19 protein-coding genes and 1 pseudogene are annotated in these 23,441 nt (G+C 63.4%); 9 read left to right on the forward strand and 11 right to left on the reverse strand.

The window, feature by feature from the left end; translation table 11 throughout:
- Position 1 precedes the first annotated feature (1 nt).
- Positions 2 to 1,543 (forward strand): tripartite tricarboxylate transporter permease, encoded by a 1,542-nt coding sequence (locus G6N42_RS06665; protein WP_163727732.1) that lies wholly within the window; start codon positions 2 to 4, stop codon positions 1,541 to 1,543.
- Positions 1,540 to 1,932 (forward strand): universal stress protein, encoded by a 393-nt coding sequence (locus tag G6N42_RS06670; RefSeq protein WP_163727734.1) that lies wholly within the window; start codon positions 1,540 to 1,542, stop codon positions 1,930 to 1,932. Before G6N42_RS06665 ends, G6N42_RS06670 begins: the two co-directional genes overlap by 4 nt.
- On the opposite strand, the gene nirD is transcribed toward G6N42_RS06670, so the two are convergent.
- Genes nirD through G6N42_RS06685 form a run of 3 tightly spaced genes read right to left on the reverse strand, consistent with a single transcriptional unit; the run spans position 1,913 to position 5,071 of the window.
- A complete protein-coding gene (gene nirD, locus G6N42_RS06675) occupies positions 1,913 to 2,227 on the reverse strand; it encodes a nitrite reductase small subunit NirD (protein WP_163727737.1) in 315 nt (104 codons plus the stop codon). The genes G6N42_RS06670 and nirD overlap by 20 nt on opposite strands.
- Positions 2,224 to 4,716 (reverse strand): nitrite reductase large subunit NirB, encoded by a 2,493-nt coding sequence (nirB, locus tag G6N42_RS06680; RefSeq protein ID WP_163727740.1) that lies wholly within the window; start codon positions 4,714 to 4,716, stop codon positions 2,224 to 2,226. Before nirB ends, nirD begins: the two co-directional genes overlap by 4 nt.
- A gap of 1 nt (position 4,717) precedes the next feature.
- Positions 4,718 to 5,071: a molybdopterin oxidoreductase gene (locus G6N42_RS06685; protein ID WP_163727743.1), complete on the reverse strand. Its 354-nt coding sequence runs from the start codon at positions 5,069 to 5,071 to the stop codon at positions 4,718 to 4,720.
- Between the two features lie 174 nt (positions 5,072 to 5,245).
- Between G6N42_RS06685 and G6N42_RS06690 the strand changes: the two genes are divergently transcribed.
- Complete coding sequence (locus G6N42_RS06690) at positions 5,246 to 6,661, forward strand: nitrate/nitrite transporter (protein ID WP_434059608.1); 1,416 nt, start codon at positions 5,246 to 5,248, stop codon at positions 6,659 to 6,661.
- 110 nt (positions 6,662 to 6,771) lie between these two features.
- Complete coding sequence (locus G6N42_RS06695) at positions 6,772 to 10,533, forward strand: bifunctional nitrate reductase/sulfite reductase flavoprotein subunit alpha (RefSeq protein ID WP_163727746.1); 3,762 nt, start codon at positions 6,772 to 6,774, stop codon at positions 10,531 to 10,533.
- Here the strand turns inward: G6N42_RS06695 and ctaD are convergent.
- The 5 genes and pseudogenes from ctaD to G6N42_RS06720 all read right to left on the reverse strand — a co-directional run bounded on the left by ctaD (position 10,512) and on the right by G6N42_RS06720 (position 16,316).
- A pseudogene (gene ctaD / locus G6N42_RS06700) lies at positions 10,512 to 12,261 on the reverse strand (aa3-type cytochrome oxidase subunit I). The gene G6N42_RS06695 and the pseudogene ctaD sit on opposite strands and share 22 nt — an antisense overlap.
- A 132-nt stretch (positions 12,262 to 12,393) precedes the next feature.
- The gene (locus tag G6N42_RS06705; RefSeq protein ID WP_163727749.1) at positions 12,394 to 13,014 is read right to left on the reverse strand and encodes an FMN-binding negative transcriptional regulator; all 621 of its coding nucleotides are present in this window, start codon (positions 13,012 to 13,014) and stop codon (positions 12,394 to 12,396) included.
- A gap of 99 nt (positions 13,015 to 13,113) precedes the next feature.
- The gene (locus G6N42_RS06710; protein ID WP_014213409.1) at positions 13,114 to 13,692 is read right to left on the reverse strand and encodes a carboxymuconolactone decarboxylase family protein; all 579 of its coding nucleotides are present in this window, start codon (positions 13,690 to 13,692) and stop codon (positions 13,114 to 13,116) included.
- Positions 13,693 to 13,725: 33 nt separating this feature from the next.
- Positions 13,726 to 14,826, reverse strand: coding sequence for a zinc-dependent alcohol dehydrogenase (locus G6N42_RS06715; protein WP_014213408.1), 1,101 nt, complete (start codon positions 14,824 to 14,826; stop codon positions 13,726 to 13,728).
- The gene (locus G6N42_RS06720) at positions 14,823 to 16,316 is read right to left on the reverse strand and encodes an acetyl-CoA acetyltransferase (RefSeq protein WP_014213407.1); all 1,494 of its coding nucleotides are present in this window, start codon (positions 16,314 to 16,316) and stop codon (positions 14,823 to 14,825) included. Before G6N42_RS06720 ends, G6N42_RS06715 begins: the two co-directional genes overlap by 4 nt.
- 45 nt (positions 16,317 to 16,361) lie before the next feature.
- On the opposite strand from G6N42_RS06720, the gene G6N42_RS06725 reads away from it, so the two are divergent.
- The 4 genes from G6N42_RS06725 to G6N42_RS06740 all read left to right on the forward strand — a co-directional run bounded on the left by G6N42_RS06725 (position 16,362) and on the right by G6N42_RS06740 (position 19,122).
- Entirely contained in the window at positions 16,362 to 17,048 is a 687-nt protein-coding gene (locus G6N42_RS06725; protein ID WP_163727752.1) for a TetR/AcrR family transcriptional regulator, read from the forward strand.
- Between the two features lie 53 nt (positions 17,049 to 17,101).
- Positions 17,102 to 17,539 (forward strand): PaaI family thioesterase, encoded by a 438-nt coding sequence (locus G6N42_RS06730; protein WP_041304006.1) that lies wholly within the window; start codon positions 17,102 to 17,104, stop codon positions 17,537 to 17,539.
- Positions 17,539 to 18,450 carry an alpha/beta fold hydrolase gene (locus G6N42_RS06735; RefSeq protein ID WP_014213404.1) on the forward strand — a complete coding sequence of 304 codons (912 nt, stop codon included), beginning with the start codon at positions 17,539 to 17,541 and terminating at the stop codon, positions 18,448 to 18,450. Before G6N42_RS06730 ends, G6N42_RS06735 begins: the two co-directional genes overlap by 1 nt.
- A gap of 90 nt (positions 18,451 to 18,540) precedes the next feature.
- Positions 18,541 to 19,122: a TetR/AcrR family transcriptional regulator gene (locus tag G6N42_RS06740; protein WP_173390308.1), complete on the forward strand. Its 582-nt coding sequence runs from the start codon at positions 18,541 to 18,543 to the stop codon at positions 19,120 to 19,122.
- An 84-nt stretch (positions 19,123 to 19,206) separates the two neighbouring features.
- Here G6N42_RS06740 and G6N42_RS06745 read toward each other — a convergent pair whose 3' ends face one another.
- From G6N42_RS06745 to G6N42_RS06755, 3 genes are read right to left on the reverse strand one after another with little or no spacing between them, the layout of a single operon-like run.
- A complete protein-coding gene (locus tag G6N42_RS06745) occupies positions 19,207 to 20,406 on the reverse strand; it encodes an NAD(P)/FAD-dependent oxidoreductase (protein WP_014213402.1) in 1,200 nt (399 codons plus the stop codon).
- Positions 20,403 to 21,791 carry a cytochrome P450 gene (locus tag G6N42_RS06750; protein WP_014213401.1) on the reverse strand — a complete coding sequence of 463 codons (1,389 nt, stop codon included), beginning with the start codon at positions 21,789 to 21,791 and terminating at the stop codon, positions 20,403 to 20,405. Before G6N42_RS06750 ends, G6N42_RS06745 begins: the two co-directional genes overlap by 4 nt.
- 30 nt (positions 21,792 to 21,821) lie before the next feature.
- Entirely contained in the window at positions 21,822 to 22,142 is a 321-nt protein-coding gene (locus G6N42_RS06755; RefSeq protein ID WP_014213400.1) for a 2Fe-2S iron-sulfur cluster-binding protein, read from the reverse strand.
- A 115-nt stretch (positions 22,143 to 22,257) separates the two neighbouring features.
- Between G6N42_RS06755 and G6N42_RS06760 the strand changes: the two genes are divergently transcribed.
- Positions 22,258 to 23,262 carry a helix-turn-helix domain-containing protein gene (locus G6N42_RS06760; protein ID WP_014213399.1) on the forward strand — a complete coding sequence of 335 codons (1,005 nt, stop codon included), beginning with the start codon at positions 22,258 to 22,260 and terminating at the stop codon, positions 23,260 to 23,262.
- Positions 23,263 to 23,441 lie beyond the last annotated feature (179 nt).

Below are 23,441 nucleotides of genomic sequence, written 5' to 3' on the forward strand. Positions count from 1 at the left end.
CATGGAAAATCTTGACTGGTTGATCCAGGGCTTCGGGCAGGTAGCCACCCCGACGAACTTTATGTACGCCGTGATCGGCGTACTTCTGGGCACCGCGGTCGGTGTCTTGCCGGGCATCGGGCCGGCGATGACGGTGGCGCTGCTGTTGCCGGTCACGTACAACGTGCCCTCCAGTGCGGCCTTCATCATGTTCGCGGGCATCTTCTACGGCGGCATGTACGGCGGTTCGACGACCTCCATCCTGCTGAACACTCCCGGGGAGTCGTCGTCGGTCATCACGGCGATCGAGGGCAACAAGATGGCCAAGGCCGGACGTGCGGCGCAGGCGTTGGCGACGGCCGCAATCGGATCGTTCGTGGCTGGCACCATCGGCACCGTCCTGCTCGCCGCCTTCGCCCCGCCGATCTCGCGGTTCGCCGTCACCCTCGGCGCACCTTCCTACCTGGCGATCATGCTCTTCGCCCTCGTAGCCGTCACCGCGGTGCTCGGTTCGTCGAAACTGCGCGGCGCCATCTCGCTGTTCCTCGGCCTGGCGATCGGTGTGGTCGGCATCGACTTCCTCACCGGTCAGCCGCGGGCCACTTTCGGCATTCCGCTGTTATCCGACGGCATCGATATCGTGATCATCGCCGTGGCCATCTTCGCCGTTGGCGAAGCGCTCTGGGTCGCAGCACATCTGCGTCGCCGACCCGCTGAAGTCATCCCCGTCGGCAGGCCCTGGATGGGCAAGAGCGACTGGCAGCGGTCCTGGAAACCGTGGCTGCGTGGTACCGCGTACGGCTTCCCGTTCGGCGCGCTGCCCGCCGGCGGTGCCGAACTGCCGACGTTCCTGTCCTACATCACCGAGAAGCGGCTCTCCAAGCACAAGGAGGAGTTCGGCAAGGGGGCCATCGAGGGTGTCGCCGGCCCCGAAGCCGCCAACAACGCCTCGGCCGCAGGCACTCTCGTGCCGATGTTGTCCCTCGGTTTGCCCACCAACGCGACCGCCGCCGTCATATTGACCGCGTTTGTGTCCTACGGAATCCAGCCCGGCCCAACGTTGTTCGAGAAGGAGCCGCTGCTGATCTGGACGCTGATCGCCAGCCTCTTCATCGGCAACCTGCTCCTGCTGGTGCTCAACCTGCCGTTGGCGCCGCTGTGGGCCAAGCTGTTGCGCACGCCGCGGCCCTACCTCTACGCCGGCATTCTGTTCTTCGCCTGCCTCGGTGCGCTCGCGGTGAACGTGCAGCCGATGGATCTCGCCCTCCTGTTGGTGTTCGGACTCCTGGGCCTGATGATGCGCAGGTTCGGGCTGCCGGTGCTTCCGCTCATCATCGGCGTCATCCTCGGCCCGCGCATCGAACGTCAACTCCGGCAGAGCCTGCAGCTCGGCGGCGGCGACTGGATCAGCCTGTTCACCGAGCCCGTCGCGATCATCGTGTACGTGCTGATGGTGATTCTGCTGCTCATGCCGCTGGTGCTCAAGCTCCTGCACCGCAGCGAGGAAACCCTGCTCATCGTCGAGGACGACAAGGACCAACGCGAGAAAGCGGCTCAGTCATGATCGTCATCGGATACAGCGCGGACGCGTTCGGCCGGGCAGCGCTCGAACACGGAATCGCCGAGGCGAAACTCCGCGGCAGCACACTGCTGGTCATCAATTCGACGTCGGGGGAGGCGTACTCCGATCCCCGATTCGCCCAATCCGGCGAGGTGCACGATGTCGAGCGGCACCTCAACGAGTGCGGCGTCGAGTTCGAGCTCACCCAGCCCGTCGGCGTGGACACCGCCGAGGAACTGCTCAAGGCCATGGGCAGAGACGACGCAGAACTGCTGGTCATCGGCATCCGGCATCGCAGCCCGGTCGGAAAGCTGCTGCTGGGCAGCGTGTCGCAACAGGTGCTCCTCGAATGCCCCAAGCCGGTGCTGGCGGTCAAACCCGACGAAAGCTGACGCGAACTGTGCCTTCGATGGCCCGAACGGGATAGCTGCGGACGGACATGTCGCTTCCGCTGGCCTCGCAGCCGGTGGACAGATCAAAGGTGTGTCCGTGCAGTGGGCAGACAACGACCGCATCATCGGCCAACCCGTCGGCCAGGGGACCACCCTTGTGCGGGCATACCGCGTCCAGGGCCCGCAGCGCACCGTTTCGCAGCCGGAACACCGCGATCTGCTCGCCGTCGATTGCGAACGTGCGCCCCTCGCCCACGGGAATTTGATCGATCGACCCGATATCGACGTCCGTCATCGCACTGGTACCTGAGGCAGGGGTATGAGTGGCAGCGATGTGCGGAACTGGCCTTGCGTCACCGGGTTTCGGCCGTCGCTCCATGGATCGCGATAGGCGTCGACGGACTTTTGCATGTTCGCGTCCAGTTGGCCGGCGATGCCCTCGGCATCGTCGACGACGACGGCGCGGACCGTGTCGATACCAACACGAGGCACGAACGCGTACGTGCGCTCGAGCCAGTTCGCATTCTCCCGGTAGTACTGCAGGAACCGGCCGGTGAGTGTGATGACCGTTGCCGTGTCATCGACAGTGGCCAACAGGTCCCCCTTGCGGACGTGCGCACCCGCCGCGCCGCCGACGTAGATCTCCCAACGGCCGCCGTCGATCGCCACCACGCCGAGGTCCTTACACAGCGCCTCCGCGCAGTTTCGGGGGCAGCCCGTGACTGCCAGCTTCATCTTGGCCGGGCTGGCGAGGCCTTGATACCGTTCCTCGATCGCGATGCCCAGTGCCGTCGAATCGCCGACCCCGTACCGGCAGAAGTCAGTGCCGACACAGGTTTTGACCGTCCGGAAGCTCTTGCCGTAGGCGTATCCCGACGGCATGTCGAGGTCCGCCCAGACGGCGGGCAGGTCTTCCTTGCGCACACCCAGCAGGTCTATGCGCTGGCCGCCGGTCAGCTTGATCATCGGTATCTCGTATTTCGCTGCTACGTCGGCGATTCGGCGCAACTGCGTGACACTGGTGACCCCGCCCTTCATCTGTGGAACCACCGAGAAGGTGCCGTCGCGCTGGATGTTCGCGTGTACCCGGTCGTTGATGAACCGCGCGTCCCGCTCGTCGACGAATTCGTCGGCCCACATCGTCTCCAACAGCGAGGCCAAGGCCATCTTCGAGCTCGCGTCCTCCTTGCCATCCGGGGCAAGGGCGGCGAAAACTGATGACACAGAATGCAGTTCGAGTTCACGGATATGGCGCATCAATGTCGGCTTGTCATAGGGAATGCTCGGCACGTACCACGACGCGGACGGGTCATCGGCGACCGTGCCGCCTGCGGCCCACTCGACGATCTGACCGACGAGTTCCTTGCACGAGCCGCAGCCCTTCCCGGCCTTGGTTCTGGCCATCACCCCACTCACCGACGTCTCACCGTCCTGCACACATCGCACCAACGCCGCCTTGTTCACGCCGTTGCAATTGCACACCTGAGCGTCGTCGGCCAACTCTGCAACACCGATATCCACGTCGGGGGTGCCGATGTCGAACATCAGCGACACCCGCTCCTCGGGGAGTGGTAGACCGCTGTCAAAAGCCTGGGTGAGGAACGACACCTTGCTGACGTCGCCGAGCAGCGTTGCGCCGACCAGTTTTCCGTCCCGGATGACGATGGTCTTGTAGACGCCGTGGCGGGGTTCGGAGTACTGCACGAACTCGTCTTCGGGAAGCTCGGGAGCCTTCAGTCCCATTGCCGCGACGTCGACTCCGGCGACTTTGAGCTTTGTCGCTGTTCGTGAGCCGTGGTATGAGGCGGTCCTGTCGGCGCCGGTCAGATGGTCGGCGAGCACTCCCGCCTGTTCCCAAAGCGGCGCGACGAGCCCGTACACCTGACCACGGTGCTGGGCGCACTCGCCGACGACATAGATGTGGTCGTCGTCGATCGAGCGCATGTGGTCATCGACGACGATCGCCCGCTCGACGGTCAGGCCCGACCTCTGCGCCAGGCCGACGTTCGGACGGATACCGGCAGCGATCACCAGCATGTCGCACTCGATGGAACTGCCGTCGGAGAACACGATTCCCGCCAGGCGGCCGTTCTCGTCGGTGCGGACCTCGGTGGTGCGCTTCGACGTGTGAACGAGAATTCCCAGCGCCTCCACCGAGCGGCGCAAGATCGCCCCGCCCATGTCGTCGAGCTGAGCGTTCATCAACACCTGCCCGGCGTGCACGACCTCGACGTGCAGGCCGCGGTTCTGCAGGCCGCGTGCGGCCTCGAGGCCGAGCAGCCCGCCACCGATGACGACTGCCCTTGTGCGGTGCTCGGCCTGGGTGATCATGCCCATGCAATCGTCGAGGCTACGGAAGCCGAAGACGCCGTCGGTCAGCGTCTTGTCGTCGGCCCACAAACCCGCCATCGGTGGGAAGAACGATCTGCTGCCGGTCGCCAGGATCAGGTGGTCGTAGCGGGTGACCGTCCCGTCGTCGGCCTGCACCAGTTTCGCGTAGCGATCAATACGGACCACCCGCACGCCTGCCCGCAGGTCGATCCGGTTCTGGGCGTACCAGTCCATCGCGTTCAAAAAAATATCGTCCGCATCGGCTTCAAGGCTCTGACTGCCGGCTAGGACGTTGCTCAGCAATATCCTGTTGTAGTTTCCGTACGGCTCGTCGCCGAACACCGTGATCTGAAAAGGTTCAGCACATTTTCCGCGTTCCTGTCGGGCGAGAACCTCCTCGATCGCCCGCACGCCGGCCATGCCGTTGCCGACGACCACCAGTTTGGGGGCCATTTCAGACCTCCACCAGTCCGAGGTCGACGACTACCGTCCCCGTGCAGCCCGCGGGTGCGGCGACGAACAGTTCGAGAACCGTGTCCCCGAGGAGATCTTCGACCACCCGCAGTGCCACGTGAGTCGCACCGCGGGCCGCAATGGGGAAGTAGCGCATCGGTTTTCCATCACGGAACAACACGACGGTGACCATGTCGTCGCTGGAATTGCCGCCGCGGAAATACACCGGCTGGGTTACGGAGCCCGCGGGCACCACATACCGCAGTGAATCGTCGAGCAGCAACGGTTTGTCCAACCCGTTGCCCTCGAAATCGAAGGGGCCCTGCAGGAATCGGGGAGTGCTGCCGTCGCTCACCCTCCCTGAAGCTAGGGTGCATATGTTTCAGATTCGTTTCCGAAGTGAGTCGGCAATGAATCCCCTGGCGCACCCGGGCCCGTGCAGTGGATGTGAGCGGGTGTTGACATTGGCGACACTGCGGTGCAATCGAAGCGGAATGGCCGGGCCGTAGAAATAGCCCTCGTGACTACTTTGACCCGTAACCGCACCATCGAGCACTGGGACGCCGAAGACGTGGCGGCCTGGGAGGCCGGTGGCAAGCAGATTGCCAAGCGCAACCTGATCTGGTCCATCTTCGCCGAACACGTCGGCTTCTCGATCTGGTCGATCTGGTCCGTGATGGTGCTGTTCATGCCGCAGAACGTCTATGGAATCGACGCGGCGGGCAAGTTCTACCTGGTGGCGGTGCCCACATTGGTCGGCGCCTTCATGCGGATCCCGTACACGATCGCGCCCGCCAAATTCGGTGGTCGCAACTGGACGATCGTCAGTGCGCTGCTACTGCTGATCCCGACTGTCTTGACCTGGTGGGCGATGAAGAACCCCGGCACGTCCTACACCACGTTCATCGTGGTGGCGGCGTTCGCCGGCTTCGGTGGAGGAAACTTTGCCTCGTCGATGACCAATATCAATGCCTTCTACCCACAGCGGCTGAAGGGATGGGCACTTGGTCTCAACGCCGGCGGCGGCAACATCGGCGTGCCGGTCATACAACTCGTCGGCCTGCTGGTGATCGCCGCCGTTTCCAACACCGCACCAGAGATCGTCTGCGCCATCTACCTGGTGCTGATCGCGTGTGCCGCCATTGGCGCAGCGCTTTTCATGGACAACCTCGGCAATCAGCATTCGAACCTCGGCGCGCTGGTAGAAGCGTTGCGCTACAAGCACTCCTGGGTGATGAGCTTCCTCTACATCGGTACGTTCGGATCTTTCATCGGATTCTCCTTCGCCTTCGGTCAGGTGCTGCAGATCAACTTCCTGGCCGGCGGCGACACCGCCGCACAGGCGTCACTGCACGCGGCGCAGATCTCCTTCCTGGGCCCGCTGCTGGGGTCGATTTCGCGACCGTTCGGCGGCAAGCTTGCCGACCGGATCGGCGGCGGGCGGATCACCATGTACACCTTCGTGGCGATGATCTTCGCCGCCGGCATCCTGGTGGGGACCGGAATGCTCGACGACGGCATGGCGGGGGCGCCGACAGGTGGCCAGATGATCGCTTACGTCATCGGATTCATCGTGCTGTTCATCCTGTCGGGCATAGGGAACGGATCGACGTACAAGATGATCCCCTCCATCTTCGAGGCGAAGGCGCAGGGCCACGACGACTGGAGCCCCGCGGAGAAGGCGGCATGGTCGCGGAGCATGTCCGGGGCGCTGATCGGGTTCGCCGGCGCCGTCGGAGCACTGGGCGGTGTGTTCATCAACGTGGTCCTGCGGGCCTCGTACGTCGGTGAAGCCAAGTCCGCGACGAACGCGTTCTGGGTGTTCATGGCGTTCTATGTGATCTGCGCAATAGTCACCTGGGCGGTCTTCCTTCGAATGAAGACTGCGCGCGTCGATACCGGAGAGCACATCGGCGGCCCGGCGGTGCCCGTCGCCGCGGGCTGACCTGCACAAACTGATGCTCACCGCGGGGACAACCCCGCGGTGAGCATCAGTTTTCCTCGCCATAACGTGCGCGGAAACATTCCGGAACAGTGCCCACACACCATGGACTCATGGCCGTCACCCGCACCGCGTGTTCGTACTGCGGAGTCGGCTGCGGCATAAAGGTCGAGACCACCACCCGGGACGGCCGCGCGGTGATTGCCCGCGTGTCGGGAGACAAGCTCCACCCCACCAACTTCGGCCGGCTCTGCACCAAAGGGTCGACACATGCCGAAATGATGGCGGCGGTCGACGGCCGGCTGACCTCCGCACTGCTGCGGCCCGCTCGAGGCGAGGAGGCAGTCCTCGTCCCGGTCGACGAGGCGGTCGCCGAGGCGGGACGGCGGCTGCGCGCTATCGTCGACGAGCACGGAGCCGACGCGGTCGCGCTCTATGTATCGGGCCAGATGTCCATCGAGGCGCAGTATCTGGCCACGAAACTGGCCAAGGGCTTTCTGCGCACCGTGCACATCGAGTCGAACTCGCGGTTGTGCATGGCAAGTGCGGGAACCGGTTACAAGCAGTCGCTCGGCGCCGACGGGCCGCCGGGGTCGTACACCGACTTCGACTGTGCCGATCTGTTCTTCGTCACCGGCTCCAACATGGCCGACTGTCACCCGATCCTGTATCTGCGGATGGTGGATCGGCTGAAGTCCGGCGCCAAGCTGATCGTCGTCGACCCGCGCCGCACCGCCACCGCCGAACGCGCCGACCTCTTCCTGCAAATCAGACCCGGCACCGACCTCGCACTGCTCAACGGGCTGCTCAACCTGCTCGTCGAAAACGATGACATTGACGCCGATTTCATCGCCGACCAAACCGAGGGCTGGGACACCATGCCCGCTTTCCTTGCCGACTACACACCCGAGGTGGTCGCCCAGATCACCGGCCTCGCCGAAGAAGACATCCGCACCGCCGCGAAGATGATCGGCGAGGCAGGTGAATGGATGAGCTGCTGGACGATGGGGCTGAACCAGAGCACCCACGGCACCTGGAACACCAACGCGATCTGCAACCTGCACCTGGCCACCGGCGCGATCTGCCGGCCCGGCAGCGGCCCGATGTCGCTGACGGGGCAGCCCAATGCGATGGGTGGCCGCGAAATGGGTTACATGGGGCCGGGTTTGCCCGGTCAGCGTTCTGTCCTCGCGGCTGCCGATCGAGCTTTCGTCGAGCGGCAATGGGGACTGGAGCCGGGTACCATCCGGACCGACGTCGGACCCGGCACCATCGACATGTTCAGCCAGCTCGCCGACGGTCGCATCAAGGCGTGCTGGATCATCTGTACCAATCCGGTTGCCACTGTGGCCAATCGCGCGACGGTGATCGCCGGGCTGGAAGCCGCTGAACTCGTCATCACACAGGACACCTATCGCGACACCGCCACCAACCGGTACGCCGACATCGTGCTGCCCGCCTCGCTGTGGGCCGAGTCCGACGCCGTGATGGTGAACTCCGAACGTAATGTCACGCTGTTGGCGCAGTCACTGCCGCCGCGCGGGGAGGCACGGCCCGATTGGCAGTTGATCTGCCAAGTGGCAACACATCTGGGATTTGGTGAGTACTTCGGCTACGAGTCCAGCGAGCAGATCTTCGACGAGATCCGCCGCTTCCACAACCCGAAGACCGGATACGACCTTCGTGGTGTGAGCTACGCACGGCTGCGCGAGACATCGTTGCAGTGGCCGTGCCCACCCGGTGACGACAACGACCGTCACCCGATCCGTTATCTCAACGACGGCGTCAGCCAGGATTACTTTGTCGACGAGAACGGCCACGCACCCCGGCTGGCCTTTCCGACGCCGTCTCGACGCGCGGTCTTTCATGCCCGACCGCACATGAATCCGCGCGAGCTGCCCGATGACGACTTCCCGATGGTGCTCAATACCGGCCGCCTGCAACATCAGTGGCACACCATGACCAAGACCGGCAGGGTCGACGCGCTCAACAAACTGAATAGTGGCCCCTTCGTGGAAATCCACCCACTGGATGCCGTCGCGCTTGACATCGTCGGCGATCAACCCGTCGAACTCAGCACGCGGCGCGGTCGCGCCGTGCTCCCCGCAGTCGTCACCGATCGAGTGCGTCAGGGCACCTGCTTCGTGCCATTCCACTGGAACGACGAACACGGTGAATATCTGACGGTCAACGCACTCACCAACGACGCCGTCGACCCCGACTCACTGCAGCCCGAATTCAAGGCCTGCGCCGTCAGCCTGCGACCGTTCGCCGCACCGCTGCGCAAGCCCACGCCTTTGACGCCTCCGGAACTGACCGAGGGGCCGCTGGTGCTGTGGGCGTCGCAGACCGGCACCGCCGAGGAGTTCGCGGGCAAGGTGGCCGCCGCCATCGGCGCGCCGAACCTGGTCAACATGAACGACATTGCCCTCGCCGACCTCGCCACGCGCGACGTTCTCATAGTCACCAGCACTTTCGGCGAAGGCGGACCGCCCGACAACGGTGCCGAGTTCTGGAACCGGCTGAACTCCCCGGACGCCCCCACGTTGACGGGTGTGCGCTACGCGGTTCTCGGCATCGGTGACCGCACGTACGACAACTTCTGCGGCCACGCCAAGGCCATCGACACACGATTGGTCGCGCTGGGCGCAGCACGCTTGCTCGAACGTGTCGAATGCGAAGCCTACGACGACGAACCGATGAGCCGATGGGTCGATCAGGTCGCCACCCTGCTGGGACGCTCGGTGTCCTCGACGCCCGCCGCCGTCGCCGAACCGTTCACCCGCGCGCATCCGATCGTCGCACCGTTGTGCAGGAACGTTCTACTGAGCTCGCCCTCGGCGCTGAAAGAGGTGCGCCAGTTCGGCTTTGACATCTCCGGGTTCGACGTCGCCTACGCGGCGGGTGACTCACTCGGCGTGTACCCGACGAACGATCCGGCTGCCGTCGACGCCTGGCTGGCCGCCACCGGTATGCACGGCGAGCACCACGTCGTCGTCGACGGCACCGAGTTGTCGATGCGCGAGGCGCTCACATCGCGTTACGACTTCTGTCGCGTGACACCGGACCTGCTGCGGTTCATCACGGAGAACTGTCGCGACGCGAAGGCGCTACGCGCCCGCAAGGACAAGCTCGACAAGTGGCTCGTCGGCCGCAACGGACTCGACCTCGTACAGGAATTCGTCGTGCACGCCGACCCTGACCAATGGCTCGAGGTGCTCGTGCGGTTGACCCCGCGCAACTACTCCATATCCTCGAGCCCACTGGTGAGCCCGCACGAGGTGCAGCTGACGGTCTCGGTGGTGCGTTACCGAGGCGCCGACGGCGGCCGGCGTGGGGGAGTGTGCTCGACGTTCCTCGCCGACCGCGCGACCACGGCTCCGGTGTTCTTGCAACGATCCCCGCACTTCCGGCCTCCGGAAGACAGCGGAACACCGATGATCATGGTGGGTCCGGGAACGGGTATCGCGCCGTTCCGCGGGTTCCTGCAGGAACGTCGTGCGCTCGGCCACGCAGGCCGCAACTGGCTGTTCTTCGGCGATCAACATCGCAACGAAAACTTCTACTACCGTGACGATTTGGAGGACATGGCCCGTGACGGCTTTCTCAGCCGCCTCGATGTCGCGTTCAGCCGGGACCAGGCCAAGCGGGTCTATGTACAGCACAAGATGCTTGATCGCGGCGCCGATGTGTGGCGCTGGCTCGACGACGGCGGGCACTTCTACGTGTGCGGCGACGCCTCCCGGATGGCCAGCGACGTCGATGCGGCGTTGACGACGATCATCGAAAGACACGGCGGCATGTCACGCGAGCGGGCCCACGACTACAAACGCGAACTCGTGGCCGCGAAACGCTACGTTCGCGACGTGTACTGAGGGCCTGTCGCAGACGTGGTGGCCGGTGTCGGCCCGTGCGCGCGGCCAACGTGTGCTTCGGCGCGCATCCTATCCACCATGTGGGGGTAGTGCAGCTCGAAAGCGGGCCGCTCCGAACGGATCCGGGGAAGCTCGGTGAAGTTATGGCGCGGCGGCGGGCAGCTGGTGGCCCACTCCAGCGAGTTTCCGTAACCCCACGGATCATCGACCGTGACCGGCTCACCGTAGCGCCAGCTCTTGAACACGTTCCACACGAACGGAATCGTCGAGATGCCGAGGATGAACGAACCAATCGTGGAGACGATGTTGAGCGTGGTGAAGCCGTCCGACGGCAGGTAGTCGGCGTACCGGCGCGGCATGCCCTCGTCACCCACCCAGTGCTGGACCAGGAACGTCACATGGAACCCGATGAAGGTCAACCAGAAGTGCAGCTTGCCCAACCGCTCGTCGAGCAGTCGGCCCGTCATCTTCGGGAACCAGAAGTAGATGCCCGCGTAGGTCGCGAACACGATCGTGCCGAAGAGCACGTAGTGGAAGTGCGCGACGACGAAGTAGGAGTCGGTGACGTGGAAGTCCAGCGGCGGGCTGGCCAGCAGCACGCCCGACAAACCACCGAGCAGGAAGGTGACCATGAAACCGACCGAGAACAGCATCGGTGTTTCAAATGTCAACTGGCCCTTCCACATCGTGCCTATCCAGTTGAAGAACTTGATACCGGTCGGCACGGCGATGAGGAACGTCATGAAGCTGAAGAACGGAAGAAGTACGGCACCCGTCGCGAACATGTGGTGCGCCCACACCGCCACGGACAGCGCCGCGATGCTGAACGTCGCGTACACCAGCGTGGTGTAGCCGAAGATCGGCTTGCGGGAGAACACCGGTACCACTTCGCTGATGATCCCGAAGAAGGGCAGCGCGATGACATACACCTCGGGATGCCCGAAGAACCAGAACAAGTGCTGCCACAGGATCACACCGCCATTGGCCGGATCGTAGATGTGCGTCCCGAGGCGGCGGTCAGCGGCCAGACCGAACAGCGCCGCGGTCAGCAGCGGGAAGATCAGCAGCACCAGGATCGAGGTCACCAGGATGTTCCAGGTGAAAATCGGCATCCGGAACATCGTCATGCCCGGCGCGCGCATGCAGACCACCGTGGTGATCATGTTGGACGCCGCCCAGAATGGTGCCGAGACCACCGACCCCGAGGCCGAAGATCCACAGATCACCTCCCACTCCGGGCGAGTGGATCGCGTCGGTCAGCGGCGAGTAGGCGGTCCAACCGAAGTCAGCGGCACCACCCGGGGTGATGAAACCACTCATGGCAATCAGTGCGCCGAAGAGAAACAGCCAGAAGCTCAGCGCGTTCAGTCGTGGGAACGCCACGTCGGGTGCGCCGATCTGAAGCGGAAGCACGAGATTCGCGAACCCGAACACGATCGGGGTGGCGTAGAACAGCAGCATCGCCGTGCCGTGCATGGTGAACAACTGGTTGTACTGCTCGTTGGACAGGAACTGCAGCCCGGGCATCGCGACCTCGCCGCGGATGAACAGCGCCATCAGCCCGCCGATGAAGAAGAAGATGAAGCAGACGACGCAGTACATGATGCCGATCAACTTGTGATCGGTGGTGGTGATCAGCTTGTAGACCATGTTGCCCTTGGGCCCGAGCCGGGCAGGAAACGGACGGCGGGGCTGGAGATCTGTAACCGGGGGCGCTTCGGCCGTCATTGCATCCCATTCGCTGTGATAGTCGATGTGTGACTGTGCGATTCAGTTCAACATCGGTACCAATAGGTGCGACTAGGGGCTTTCGTCACCACATCCGGCCACGGCCATGAGGTTCCGTCTCGTCTTCGACTCCTACAGCTCGGTGTCCATCGCCGCCGCGACTTTCGCTGCTTCGTAGTCCTGTTCTTCGAGAAGGCCTTTGATGACCCCGCGGCGATCATTCTCCGAACGGTTCTGGCTCAGCTTCGCCTTGCCCTCGACGCGGGTAACGGTGATCTCTAATCCCACGATGCCGCCGAGTTGTCCTTCGATGTACTTTGCCGGCGCGTCGCTGACGCGCCACGGCTCACTACGCACGTTCTCGTGCACACCGGTCAATCGGGTGACGACGTCGCGCAGCCATTCCCTGTCCTCGTGGACCCGCACCGTGCCGGACAGGTGGACAGCGCTGTAGTTCCACGTTGGCACCACCCTTCCGTGCTCGGCCTTGGCCGCGTACCACGACGGGCTGATGTAGGCCTCAGGCCCCGTAGAGATCAACAGCGCCGGGCTGCCGGGAGCAATGGACTTCCACTGCGGGTTGGCCTTCGCCATATGCGCCACCACGACGTCGCCCTCCCACATGATCGGCAGCAGGGTCGCGACGGGAGTCCCGTCGCTGCCGACCGTTACGAACTCGGCCGATCTCGCCGCGGCGACGAAGCGCCGAATCTCGTCGTCGTCGTCGATACGGTTGGAAGACGGGATATACATCTTGTGTCCGAGGGGGGACTTGTCCGTCTACGACACGGGTCGTGGTCCTGCGATTGGGGCGCTGACCGCTTCGGTCAAGCATCGGCCCACGTTTTTCGCTCAATCGCCACGCCGAGGAGCTCGCCCATCGGGCGGCCAGCCGTCGGTACCGGACTCAAGCGGAATATTCAGGGATCGAAGCAGGATCGAAAAGAGCCGCCAATTGGCGATTGCTCCGACAAGTTCGACCAAAACCGCGTGATCGCTATTGAATGCCTTCTGGCACCCAGCCCAGTTTTCCTCGGAGATGACCCCGTCCCGTACCACATCATCGGTCGCTGCGAGGACCGCACGCTCGACTGGCCCGAGGCTTTCAGAATTCTGCCAGTCGCGCACCGCGAGGAGATCATGCTCAGGCACGCCGAGCAGTGTGGCGATTCGCCAATGTTGAGTCCATTCGTATTCGGAGCCAGTGATCCAGCCGATGCGCATGATGACCAGCTCGCGTAGCCGCGCGTCAAGGGAACCGCGGAAGAGTAACGCGTCTAGCAGCCCATACAGCGCAACCGCCACACGCGGCTGATGAAGTGCCACGCGGAATACCGACAGGTCTGCCAACTCTTCGGGCAACCCACATTCGGCAGCCCGCAGCTGGGCCTGCTCACGGTCGAGCATCGGTACGCGTTCCGCCATGGTCATGGGTGGCCCTCTCTGTTGAACCTCTGCACGCCGTCAGGGCGTGGGCAGAAAGACGTTGTGCAGGGCTGCACTTGATCGGGCATTTTCATCTGCAAGCGAATTGAGCAGCGGCGCGAGCCCAGCGAATCCGGTTGATTCTCTGGTGATGCGGTCGAACGGCCAGCGGCCCTCAGCGAGAATCTCGAGGGCTGCCCGGTAGGCGGGATACTCCACGCCGAGTGCGCCTACAACGCGTAATTCTTTATATACCAACAAGTCTGGTTCGAACCCGGGCGCGCCGCCTCCCCCGCGGGTGCCGGCCACCACGACTGTGCTGCCCGGTCTGGCAAGGTCGACCGCATCGGCGAACGCGGAGGGTGCTTTGGCGGTCACATCGACGACCACGTCAGCAAGCTGCCCGCCTGTCTCACGCTGGAGCGCTGTCACTGCGTTGTCCTGCGATACATCGATGGGCAGGTCGACACCGAATGATCTGGCTATGGCCAGTCGTTGTTCGTCGCGTGGGCCGACGCCGGTCATCGCGACGAACGCGGCTCCCGCCTCTTTGGCCGCCACAGCCGCGCAGATTCCGCGGATGCCGGGCCCCAGGATCGCTACGACGTCCCCCGCCTTAGTATCGGGAAGAGTTGCCCCCCATTGGATTCCGGCGCCGAGAGGGTTGAACAACGTGGCGAGCACGGGATCCATGTCTTCGGCAATCGGGAGTAGCATCGCGTCCCACGGAAGCTCCACATGGGTGGCGTATCCGCCCCATAAGCCCGCGCCGATCTGCACGTCGACGAACCCGAACATGGTGGCGATGCCGTTCACCGCGCACCGCCGGTATTCGCCACGGCGACACTCGGGGCAGTCACGGCAGGACCGGAACACCTCGACGGCCACGCGCTGGCCGGCTTGTACACCCCAGCGTTGGCTGGCCGAGGTGCCGACATGTTCGACGATGCCGACGATTTCGTGACCTGGAACGAATGAGAAGCCGGCAGGCAGGTGTCCGGTGAACTGTTCGTGATCCGTTCCGCACAGACCGCATGCTTCAACTCGCAGTATCGCACCTCGATCGCCGACGTCGGGGATGGTCATCTGGCGCCGCTGCAGACTCCGCGGTCCCGTCAACACCATGGCCTCGGCGATCATGGAAGCTCGAATCCGGGGAATGGCCCGGTGTTCTGGAGGCAAACCGTTCTACCCAGGTGCATCTCGCCCGCCATCGCCTCGGCAATCTGCGGATCGTCGCTGCGTGCGACAACTCTTCGCCCGTCGGACAGGTGCGCGATGATCGGAGTCCATCGAGGTCGCCCGTCTCGGTCGTAGACAACGGTGTATCCGTCCACTGTCGCGCGACCGGTCGCCTCGTCGACGCCTGCGACGGCCAGCCGCGATGAATCGATTTGAGCCTGTTCGACTGCCGTGTCGAGCAGTCGCCACCCGGCTGGCGGCGGGGTGGCCGACCACACACCGACCGAATGCTTCGTCGAATACCACCCGAGGCCGGTAACGAGTCCGGCATCGGTTGGGTCGCGTCTGCACCGTCGGACCATCTCAACGATCGAGTGGCTGACGTAATTGTTACCGGGACCGCCGTGATAAGGCAGCCCTCCGGTTACTGTGAGGCCTCTGTCGTCGAGGGGGTCCACGTCGAGAGCCTCGGCGGCCATCTGAATTGCCGACGGGAAGCAGGAGTAGAGGTCGAACCACCGAATGTCGTCGGTGGTCAATCCGCCCGCATCGAGCGCCTTTGTTGCCGCTACCTCGATACCCACGGAGCGGCTGAGGTCCGGCCGTTCCACGGGGAAGTACACGTCGTTGCAGGTCGCTGCTGACCAGGGAAAGACCCAACGGTCGCGCGAGACGCCCAATTCGTCCGCCACCTCGGCCGCCATGAGGATGAAGGCGGCAGCCATGTCGACGGACATGATGCTGTTGAGCAGCTTAGGATAGGGCACGCACACCATGCGGTTTTCCGCGGTGACTTCGCTGAGTTCGGTGGCACTTCGTGCGCGCGGGAACCAGGCCTGCTCGGGATGGCGTGCCGCCTCGGCTGTCAACGGTGCCATCAGCGTTCCCAGCCACTCCCGCTGGGCATCGAAGTCACGGCCGTGGCGCGCGGCGATCGCGGACTCGAAGATGGGATACACCTCGTGCGGCCAACTCAGACCCACCGACAGTTCGGCTTGACTCAACCCTGGGCGCGCGTCCCCCAGGGATTCGTCGCCGGAGCGGGGCGGGGGCGGCGAGTTGAGAAGTGCCCCGCCCTGGAGCTTACGCGCGGAATGCCCGCTCTCCGCCCCGACGACCAGGACGACATCTGCGCGGCCCTTGGCTATTTCGCCACCCAACACCTCGACGAGATACTGCGGGGTGTTTCCGCCGACTGGACAGCTGATGCGGCGGGCGGGACCGATGCGCATCGCTTCGGCGATCCTGCTGGCGGGATTGTCGCGCGGGATGACCAGGATGCCGGGAGTTGAGACGGTGTCGATGCGCCGCTCGACCGCGCGACCTGCGTCTCTGACCGCGAGGCGTGCGGCCTCCACCGCCAAGTCGATCGGGTCCACGAAGTCGTCCCCGCGATGGGTGACTTCGCCCACGCCGACGACAACCGGGGTACGCGCTCCTACCGACATCGGCACCCTCTCAGGGCCACGGGGCTGACTTGAGACATAACTGCGATGGTGTCATGTGCGTGGGCAAGTCACAATGGTGTGCGCTCGCGGCATACTGGCTGTGTGTCGACGAAGTTGTTGAGATGGGGCGCCGCCGCGCCGACAGATCGTGGGTCCGCTCGCGACCGGTTGCTCGATGCTGCCGAGCGGTGCCTCGAGAGTTGCGGTGTGGCGGGCACGACCATGGAGGACATCGGCAGAACAGCGGGTGTATCCAGGGCAACGGTGTATCGCTACTTCCCCAGTCGGGAGGCGGTGATGTCGGGCGTCATCATTCGCGCCGCCGAGCGTTATCTCGACCGCATCAGCCCGCGGATCGCGGCGCACGCCGACCTGGGCTCCGCGCTCGTCGATTTCGTGGAATACACAGTTGAGGCCGCGCGCCGCGAAGAGATCATCGGATTGTTGTTCGGCAGCGACGAAGAACTCGCCTGCGTGGGTCTCGCGGCGGGGACCTCGACGTCCCTCTTCGAAATCGTCACCGAATTTCTGCGTCCCATCTTCACCAAGCACTGGAGTTGCGTGGAACCGGGCGTCTCCGTCGACGACGCCGCCGAGTGGGTTGTCCGTACGATACTGAGCCTGCTGACTGTTCGAGGGCCGCGGGAGCGCAGTCGTGACGGACTCCGGGCGTTTCTGTCGAGGTTCCTCCTTCCCGCGATCCTGGCGGGTGACCACCGTCGGCCGGTGTGACAACTACGGCGTAATGTCTCAACCGCAGCTGAGGTAGGAGGCCGGAAGTGTCTGTGCAATTCACCACGTTCAACGAAGAGGTCGCTGAGCAACTAAAGAGCGCAGCAGAAACCACGGGCGGGTTGGCCGGTTATCTCGGCTTCCGCCACACGGAATTCACTGCGGGACGGCTCGTCGCGGAGATGGACGCACGCGACGACCTGAAGACGCCTTTCGGCAACCTGCATGGGGGCTGCTTGTCGGCCATGGTCGACCACTGCCTCGGAGTGGTGTTTTATCCCGTGATTCCGATGGGATCCTGGGTCGCGACGACGGAGTTCAAACTGAATCTGCTCCGTCCTGTCTCCAGTGGCACGTGCGTAGCCATGGCTGAGATCATCTCGCTGGGCAGAACCAGCGGTGTGGCGCGGATCGACATCAGCAATGACGGCAGAGCGGTGTGTGCGGCCCAGGGCACCGTCACCGTCGTCGCACCGAAGACGAACTCCTGATGCCTGCACACAGAGCAAGTGATTCGTCGGTCCCTGTCGTCGAGCGCGTGCCCACGGCCGACGGGCTGTCGCTGGCCGTCGACCTCTATCGCTGTGACGCGCCGCGGGCGGTTGTGTTGCTCCTTCACGGCGGCGGTCAGAGCCGACATGCCTGGGACGTCACCGCCCAACGCCTGCACCAGCGGGGCTACACGGTAGCCACGTACGACACCAGGGGACACGGGGACAGCGACTGGGATCCGGACGGACGCTATGACATGGACCGGCTGGGGTCCGACCTGCTGGCCGTGCGCTCATACGCCGATTCCGGCCGCCCAGTTGCCGCGATCGGGGCTTCGTTGGGCGGTTTGACCATTCTCGGCACGCACTTGCTCGCCTCGCCGGAGCTATGGCGCGCTGTCGTTCTGGTTGACGTCACTCCGCGAATGGAGATGCACGGCGCCCGACGAGTCGTAGCGTTCATGGCGGCACATCCCGAAGGTTTCGACAGCCTGGAGTCGGCCGCTGACGTGATCGCCGCCTACAATCCGCACCGTCCTCGCCCCGAAAACGTCGACGGCCTCCAAAAAGTTCTCCGGCTACGGACAGACGGTCGGTGGGTCTGGCGATGGGACCCTGCGTTTGTGACGTCGAATTTCCAGTTCCTCCAGGGTGATCCAGACGAAGGCGCTAGAGACTTCGAAATGATGAGCGCGTTCCTTCTCGATGGCGCGCGGCAGGTGTCCGCGCCGACGCTGCTGGTCCGCGGCCTGCTATCCGACATCGTCTCCGAAGAGACAGTGAAGGACTTCCTCACCTTGGTTCCCCACGCGCAAACCGTCGACGTGTCGGGCGCAGGCCACATGGTTGCTGGCGACAACAACGACGAATTCTCGACGGTGGTCGTCGACTTTCTCGACAGGACCATATGAACCCTGCAGTCGGTTTACTGCCCTTTCAGGGCTGGCGCCTATCCTGCTTCTATGCCAACTGAACCAGTTCGGATGTCTTTCCGCCGGCATGTGCGCGAACAGGTTCTGAGGGCGACACGAGAACTCACCATCGAGAAGGGCTGGGATCAGGTCCGGATGAGCGAGGTTGCCGAATCGGTCGGCGTCTCCCGCCCGACGTTGTACAAAGAGTTCGGCGACAAAAAGGGGCTCGGTGACGCGCTTGTGGTGTCAGAGGGCCAGCGCTTCGTGGAAGGCATTCGTGCCGTCCTTGCCGAACATGTGGGCGATGTGCAGGGCGGCATCACCGCAGCGGTGCAGTTCACCCTCTCTGAAGCAGAAGGCAGCCCGCTCCTCAAGGCAGTTCTGACGTCCAACCCCTCGGGGAATGATGGCGGTGGCTCGTCGTCTACGGGGGTCCTTCCTCTTCTGCCGACCTCGGCTTCCCTGCTTCAGCTCTGCTCCGGGGCTCTGACCACGTGGTTTAACGACCACTTCGCCGATCTCGACCCCGAAGACGTCGAGGACGTCGCAGATGTTCTGGTGCGACTGACAGTGAGTCATGTTGTACTCCCAGCCGCGGACATCGCCACCACTGGTGAGCGGATCTCCCGCGTAGCACTCAGGTACCTGGGAGTTGTCCACAGTTTGTGACCAACAAGCTTTCGCGACCTATGCATCTGAGCAGACGGCAGAGTCTGCGGAGTTTCGAGCGCATGGTTTCACCGTCGCAGGGAGTCAGATCGAGCCGGCGAGGAGGTCTGAGCGGTCAACCCGAAGTTGCTGGCTGATGGCCCGCTTACTGGACATGAAATCGCGAGGACGATTGACGCAGTCGGCGGCGATGAGTTCGCCCTCGCGGAAGTAGAAGCAGCTGAAGTCACGGTCACGCGACGGGTCACCACTGAGCAACACTTCGTCGTATCCGGCGTTGAGACCGGCAATTTGGAGTTTGAGATCGTACTGGTCGGACCAGAACCACGGAAGCGCAGCGATCGCGCTGTGTTTACCGCAGATTGTCGCCGCAGCGATCTTGGCCTGCTCGCCGGCACTCGGCACGCACTCCAAGCGAATACGCGAGCCGTATCGGGCCATGGTGTGGCTGGTGCAGTCGCCGGCTGCCACGATGTCGGGGTCGCTGGTGCGGGCCTGGTCGTCGATCACAATGCCGTTGTCAATAAATAATCCTGCGGCCGCAGCGAGCTCGGTATTCGGCACCACACCGACGCCGACGATCACCAAGTCGGCGGGGATCGATTCGCCGTCAGCCAGCACGACCTCCTGCACCCCACCGTTACCGGAGAAGGCTTCGACGAGAGCGTGTGTTCGGATCTCCACTCCCTCGCCGCGGTGGATTCGCGTGTAAAACGCGGAAACCTCCGGCGCGGTGACCCGTTCGAGTACACGCTCGGTTGCCTCGAGGACAGTGACGTTCATGCCGAGCGAACACAGCGAGGCCGCCGTTTCCAACCCGATGTAACCGCCGCCCACGATCACGACCCTCCGACCCGGTGCGGCGGCGGCACGGATCAACTCGACGTCTGCAGCGGTACGCAGGTAGTGAATTCCGGGAAGATCCACCCCTGGTGTGGGGAGTCGTCTGGCCCTTGCGCCGGTGCACAACGCGAGCTTGGTGTACGTCAGCGTGTCGCCGGTGCTCAGAGACACACGCTTGGCACTCCGGTGGATCGCCTCCACGGTCGCATTGAAGAGTCGAATGTTCTGCTTTTCGTAGAAATCAGCGCCGCGAATCAGGAGGTCGTCGAGGCCGTTCTTGCCGGCCAGGTATCCCTTCGACAACGGAGGCCGGTGGTAGGGCAGTCCCCCCTCGTCGCCGATGAGCACGACCTCCCCAGCCCACCCCTCCCTTCGAAGATTAGCTGCCAACTGCGCGCCGGCGTGGCTCGCGCCGACGATCACCGCTCGTTCGGGAGTCATGCACTCGGCCTGGGAGTGAGGCGAACCATCAGCTTGCTGATACCCCTGACGAAATTCGATTGCACATACTCGGGTTCGCCGACCACCTCGATGTTCTCAAAGCGAGGGAGCAATTCCTCCCACAGGATTCGAAGCTGCAACTCAGCAAGTCGGTTTCCCATACACCTGTGCACGCCGAACCCGAACGAGATGTGATTGCGGGCGTTGCTCCTATCGATGATCAACTCATCGGCCCGCTCGAAGACACGCTCATCGCGGTTACCAGAGGCGTACCACATCACGACCTTGTCGCCCTTGCGGATGAATTGCCCGTTCAACATGATGTCTTTTTTCGCGACTCGGCGCATGTACGCCAACGGAGTCTGCCAGCGAATGATCTCGGATACCATGTTGGGAATCAGGTCAGGGTTCGCCTTCAACTTCTCGAACTGATCGGGGAACTGGTTCAAGGCGAGAACCCCTCCGCTCATCGAGTTGCGAGTCGTGTCGTTTCCCCCGACGATCAGCAATACCAAATTGCCGAGGAACTCCATCGGGCGGTCGATGAGATCCTTCGTGTCCTCGTTGGCCTGCAGCATCGTGATCAGATCGAAGCCCGGTTGCTCCCCGTTGGCGGTACGGGCCGCCTTGTCATGCCAGAGAGCGCTGAGTCCCTTAGCCATGTCGACCATGCCACGAAACACTCTGTCGTTGTCGGAAGGACCACCATTGGCTTGCTCCATGGAGGTGGCGAGGTCCGACCATTCCACGAGCTTGTGCCGCTGCTCGTACGGGAAGTCCAGCAGGGTCGCGAGCATGCGCGCTGTCAGCTCGATGGAGACGTGGTGCACCCAATTGAACGGCTGATCCACCGGTAGATTGTCCAGCACTTCCTGGACACGCGAGCGGATCAGCCCCTCCATCTCGCGCAGGTTCTTCGGCGCGACAACCCCTTGGACGGAAGCTCGCTGCAGGTCGTGTTGTGGCGGGTCCATCGCGATGAACATGGCGATGTCCAAAAAGCGGGGGGGTCTCCCGATGATGATGAACGGCTCTGCGGAGAAAGCCTCGTGGTTCTTGTCGACGGCGATGATGTCCGCGTGGCGGGTCACCGACCAGAACGGGCCGAACGGACTGTTGGCCTGGTAATGCACCGGCGCCTCGTTGCGCACGCGTTCGAAGTAGGACTTCCAGCGGCCTTGGCGGTAGAGGAACGGGTTGCTGAGATCGATGTCGGCGATATCGACGTCCTCGACCGGGGGAATAGGGGTCTCGGTGAAGATCTTCTTACCATTGGCGCCGGTTACCCACCGGCGTGTCTTGTCGTACAGGTGTGCGCCGCGGATTTGCAGCTCCAAAGGCACGGCAGACTGGGCTTTGGCGGTCACTGTCGCGGGAATACTCATATTTCGTCCCTCCAAATTCATGACGTTGTTTCAGAGCTGGAATTCGGGTAGCTCGACCGTCAAGCCATCCCATGCCTTGGAGGCGGCCATCTGGCAAGACAGCCTCGACGTCGGCTGACGCTCAGGGTTCATCGCGAGCATCTCCTCTTCGTTGGCGCCGCAGAGACCCACGGTGTCCGACCACTCGGGAGCGACGATCACGTGGCACGTTCCGCAGGCGGCTTCCCCTCCACAATCGCCGTCGATGCCGGGCACCGCGTTGTTGACCGCGATCTGCATTAAGGACTGCCCCTCGGTCAAGGGGGCTTCGTACTTCTCGCCATCATGAGAGACGAAGGTGACGACTGCCATGGTTAACTCTCCTCAATCTCGAACTCCTCGTAATTAGTGTTGTCGCGCGTGACCAGCGTCGCTAGTCTCGTAGAACTCAAAGAGTTGTGTTTTTAGCTCACGCGCAAGGAGGCACGTGAAACTCGACGACTCGGGTATGCCAGCGCTTGCTTTCCTGCAGATGCTGGACAGCGAGGCGCTGGGGCATGACGCAAGCAATGCGCTCCGCAGCCTCATGGTTCGCGACCACGTCACCGAGTCGATGTTGGTGGGGCGCGACGCGCAGGTCCCCTTACGGTGGTTCAGGGAGATATACCCCGATTTCGATTGTGATCAGGGAACCCGTCTGGGTTTCGCGTTCGCCGAACACGCCAAACTGACGTCCTTTGGGGCACTCAGTGTTCCCTTGGTCAGCGCGGGCTCGGTAGCCGAGGTTGTTGAGTTGCTTGCTTATCTGCCGGTGATCACAACAGCCCTCAGCCCGTCGTTCCATTCGACTGAACGCGGCCTCACGATCGGGCTCACCGGTCGCACAGGTGACGCTGGCCTGAACTGCCTGGCCGTCACCTACGGTGGGCTGGCGCTGCTGCGTCTGCTCGACATGCTCGCGGGTGCCGTACCGAATATTGAACTGCATCTGAGTCATTCAGCGCCGGAGTCGTGGGTTCTTCATGAAGAAGTGTTGGCGGGTCGGATCTTCTTCGGCGCCCCCAGCTCGTTCGTCCACGTTCCCGCGGCTACGCTCGAGGAGGTCTGTCGATTCTCCGATCCTGTTGCGTATCGGATTGCCGTCACCGATTTGCAGCGAACTCTCGATCAACGACGTGACACGTCGTTCTCCGAAAAAGTAAGGGATCTGCTGGAGAAAGATCCCGGACAATCGAACATTAGCCGGACGGCGGGCGAGCTCTCGATATCCCCGAGCACGTTGAAGCGGCGCCTCAGCGAAGAGGGGACCACCTTTCGCGAATTACGTCAGTCGTTCTTGCAGGAGCGAGCAATTCTGCGACTTCTCGACAGCTCGGTGTCTGTAAGCGAGATCGCGGCAGAACTCGGGTACGCGGACCTCACGAACTTCACACATGCCTTCAAACGGTGGACCGGTCGTTCACCGCGCCACTTCAGAAAAACGCGCGACTGAGCGCGCATTGATCCGCCCGGCGTGCGCCGGGCGCCCACCGGAACCAGCGGGCTTCACGATCGGCCGCGTCTGTCACCTGGACAGCGTCGAGAAACGACACGAGCGGCGCGGGTTTCGGTCATCCCGGCGCCCTCTTGGGAAGAGGCGCAACGACTTTCCAGATTATTCATACCGCGCTA

It is taken from the genome of Mycobacterium gallinarum (assembly GCF_010726765.1).
GTDB lineage: Bacteria > Actinomycetota > Actinomycetes > Mycobacteriales > Mycobacteriaceae > Mycobacterium > Mycobacterium gallinarum.

What these genes read in the sequence shown, in the direction of transcription:
- G6N42_RS06665 (WP_163727732.1), top strand. Translation starts at nt 2, where the DNA reads ATGGAAAATCTTGACTGGTTGATCCAGGGCTTCGGGCAGGTAGCCACC.
- G6N42_RS06670 (WP_163727734.1), top strand. Translation starts at nt 1,540, where the DNA reads ATGATCGTCATCGGATACAGCGCGGACGCGTTCGGCCGGGCAGCGCTC.
- nirD (WP_163727737.1), bottom strand. Translation starts at nt 2,227, where the DNA reads ATGACGGACGTCGATATCGGGTCGATCGATCAAATTCCCGTGGGCGAG.
- nirB (WP_163727740.1), bottom strand. Translation starts at nt 4,716, where the DNA reads ATGGCCCCCAAACTGGTGGTCGTCGGCAACGGCATGGCCGGCGTGCGG.
- G6N42_RS06695 (WP_163727746.1), top strand. Translation starts at nt 6,772, where the DNA reads ATGGCCGTCACCCGCACCGCGTGTTCGTACTGCGGAGTCGGCTGCGGC.
- G6N42_RS06705 (WP_163727749.1), bottom strand. Translation starts at nt 13,014, where the DNA reads ATGTATATCCCGTCTTCCAACCGTATCGACGACGACGACGAGATTCGG.
- G6N42_RS06710 (WP_014213409.1), bottom strand. Translation starts at nt 13,692, where the DNA reads ATGACCATGGCGGAACGCGTACCGATGCTCGACCGTGAGCAGGCCCAG.
- G6N42_RS06715 (WP_014213408.1), bottom strand. Translation starts at nt 14,826, where the DNA reads ATGATCGCCGAGGCCATGGTGTTGACGGGACCGCGGAGTCTGCAGCGG.
- G6N42_RS06720 (WP_014213407.1), bottom strand. Translation starts at nt 16,316, where the DNA reads ATGTCGGTAGGAGCGCGTACCCCGGTTGTCGTCGGCGTGGGCGAAGTC.
- G6N42_RS06725 (WP_163727752.1), top strand. Translation starts at nt 16,362, where the DNA reads ATGGTGTCATGTGCGTGGGCAAGTCACAATGGTGTGCGCTCGCGGCAT.
- G6N42_RS06735 (WP_014213404.1), top strand. Translation starts at nt 17,539, where the DNA reads ATGCCTGCACACAGAGCAAGTGATTCGTCGGTCCCTGTCGTCGAGCGC.
- G6N42_RS06745 (WP_014213402.1), bottom strand. Translation starts at nt 20,406, where the DNA reads ATGACTCCCGAACGAGCGGTGATCGTCGGCGCGAGCCACGCCGGCGCG.
- G6N42_RS06750 (WP_014213401.1), bottom strand. Translation starts at nt 21,791, where the DNA reads ATGAGTATTCCCGCGACAGTGACCGCCAAAGCCCAGTCTGCCGTGCCT.
- G6N42_RS06755 (WP_014213400.1), bottom strand. Translation starts at nt 22,142, where the DNA reads ATGGCAGTCGTCACCTTCGTCTCTCATGATGGCGAGAAGTACGAAGCC.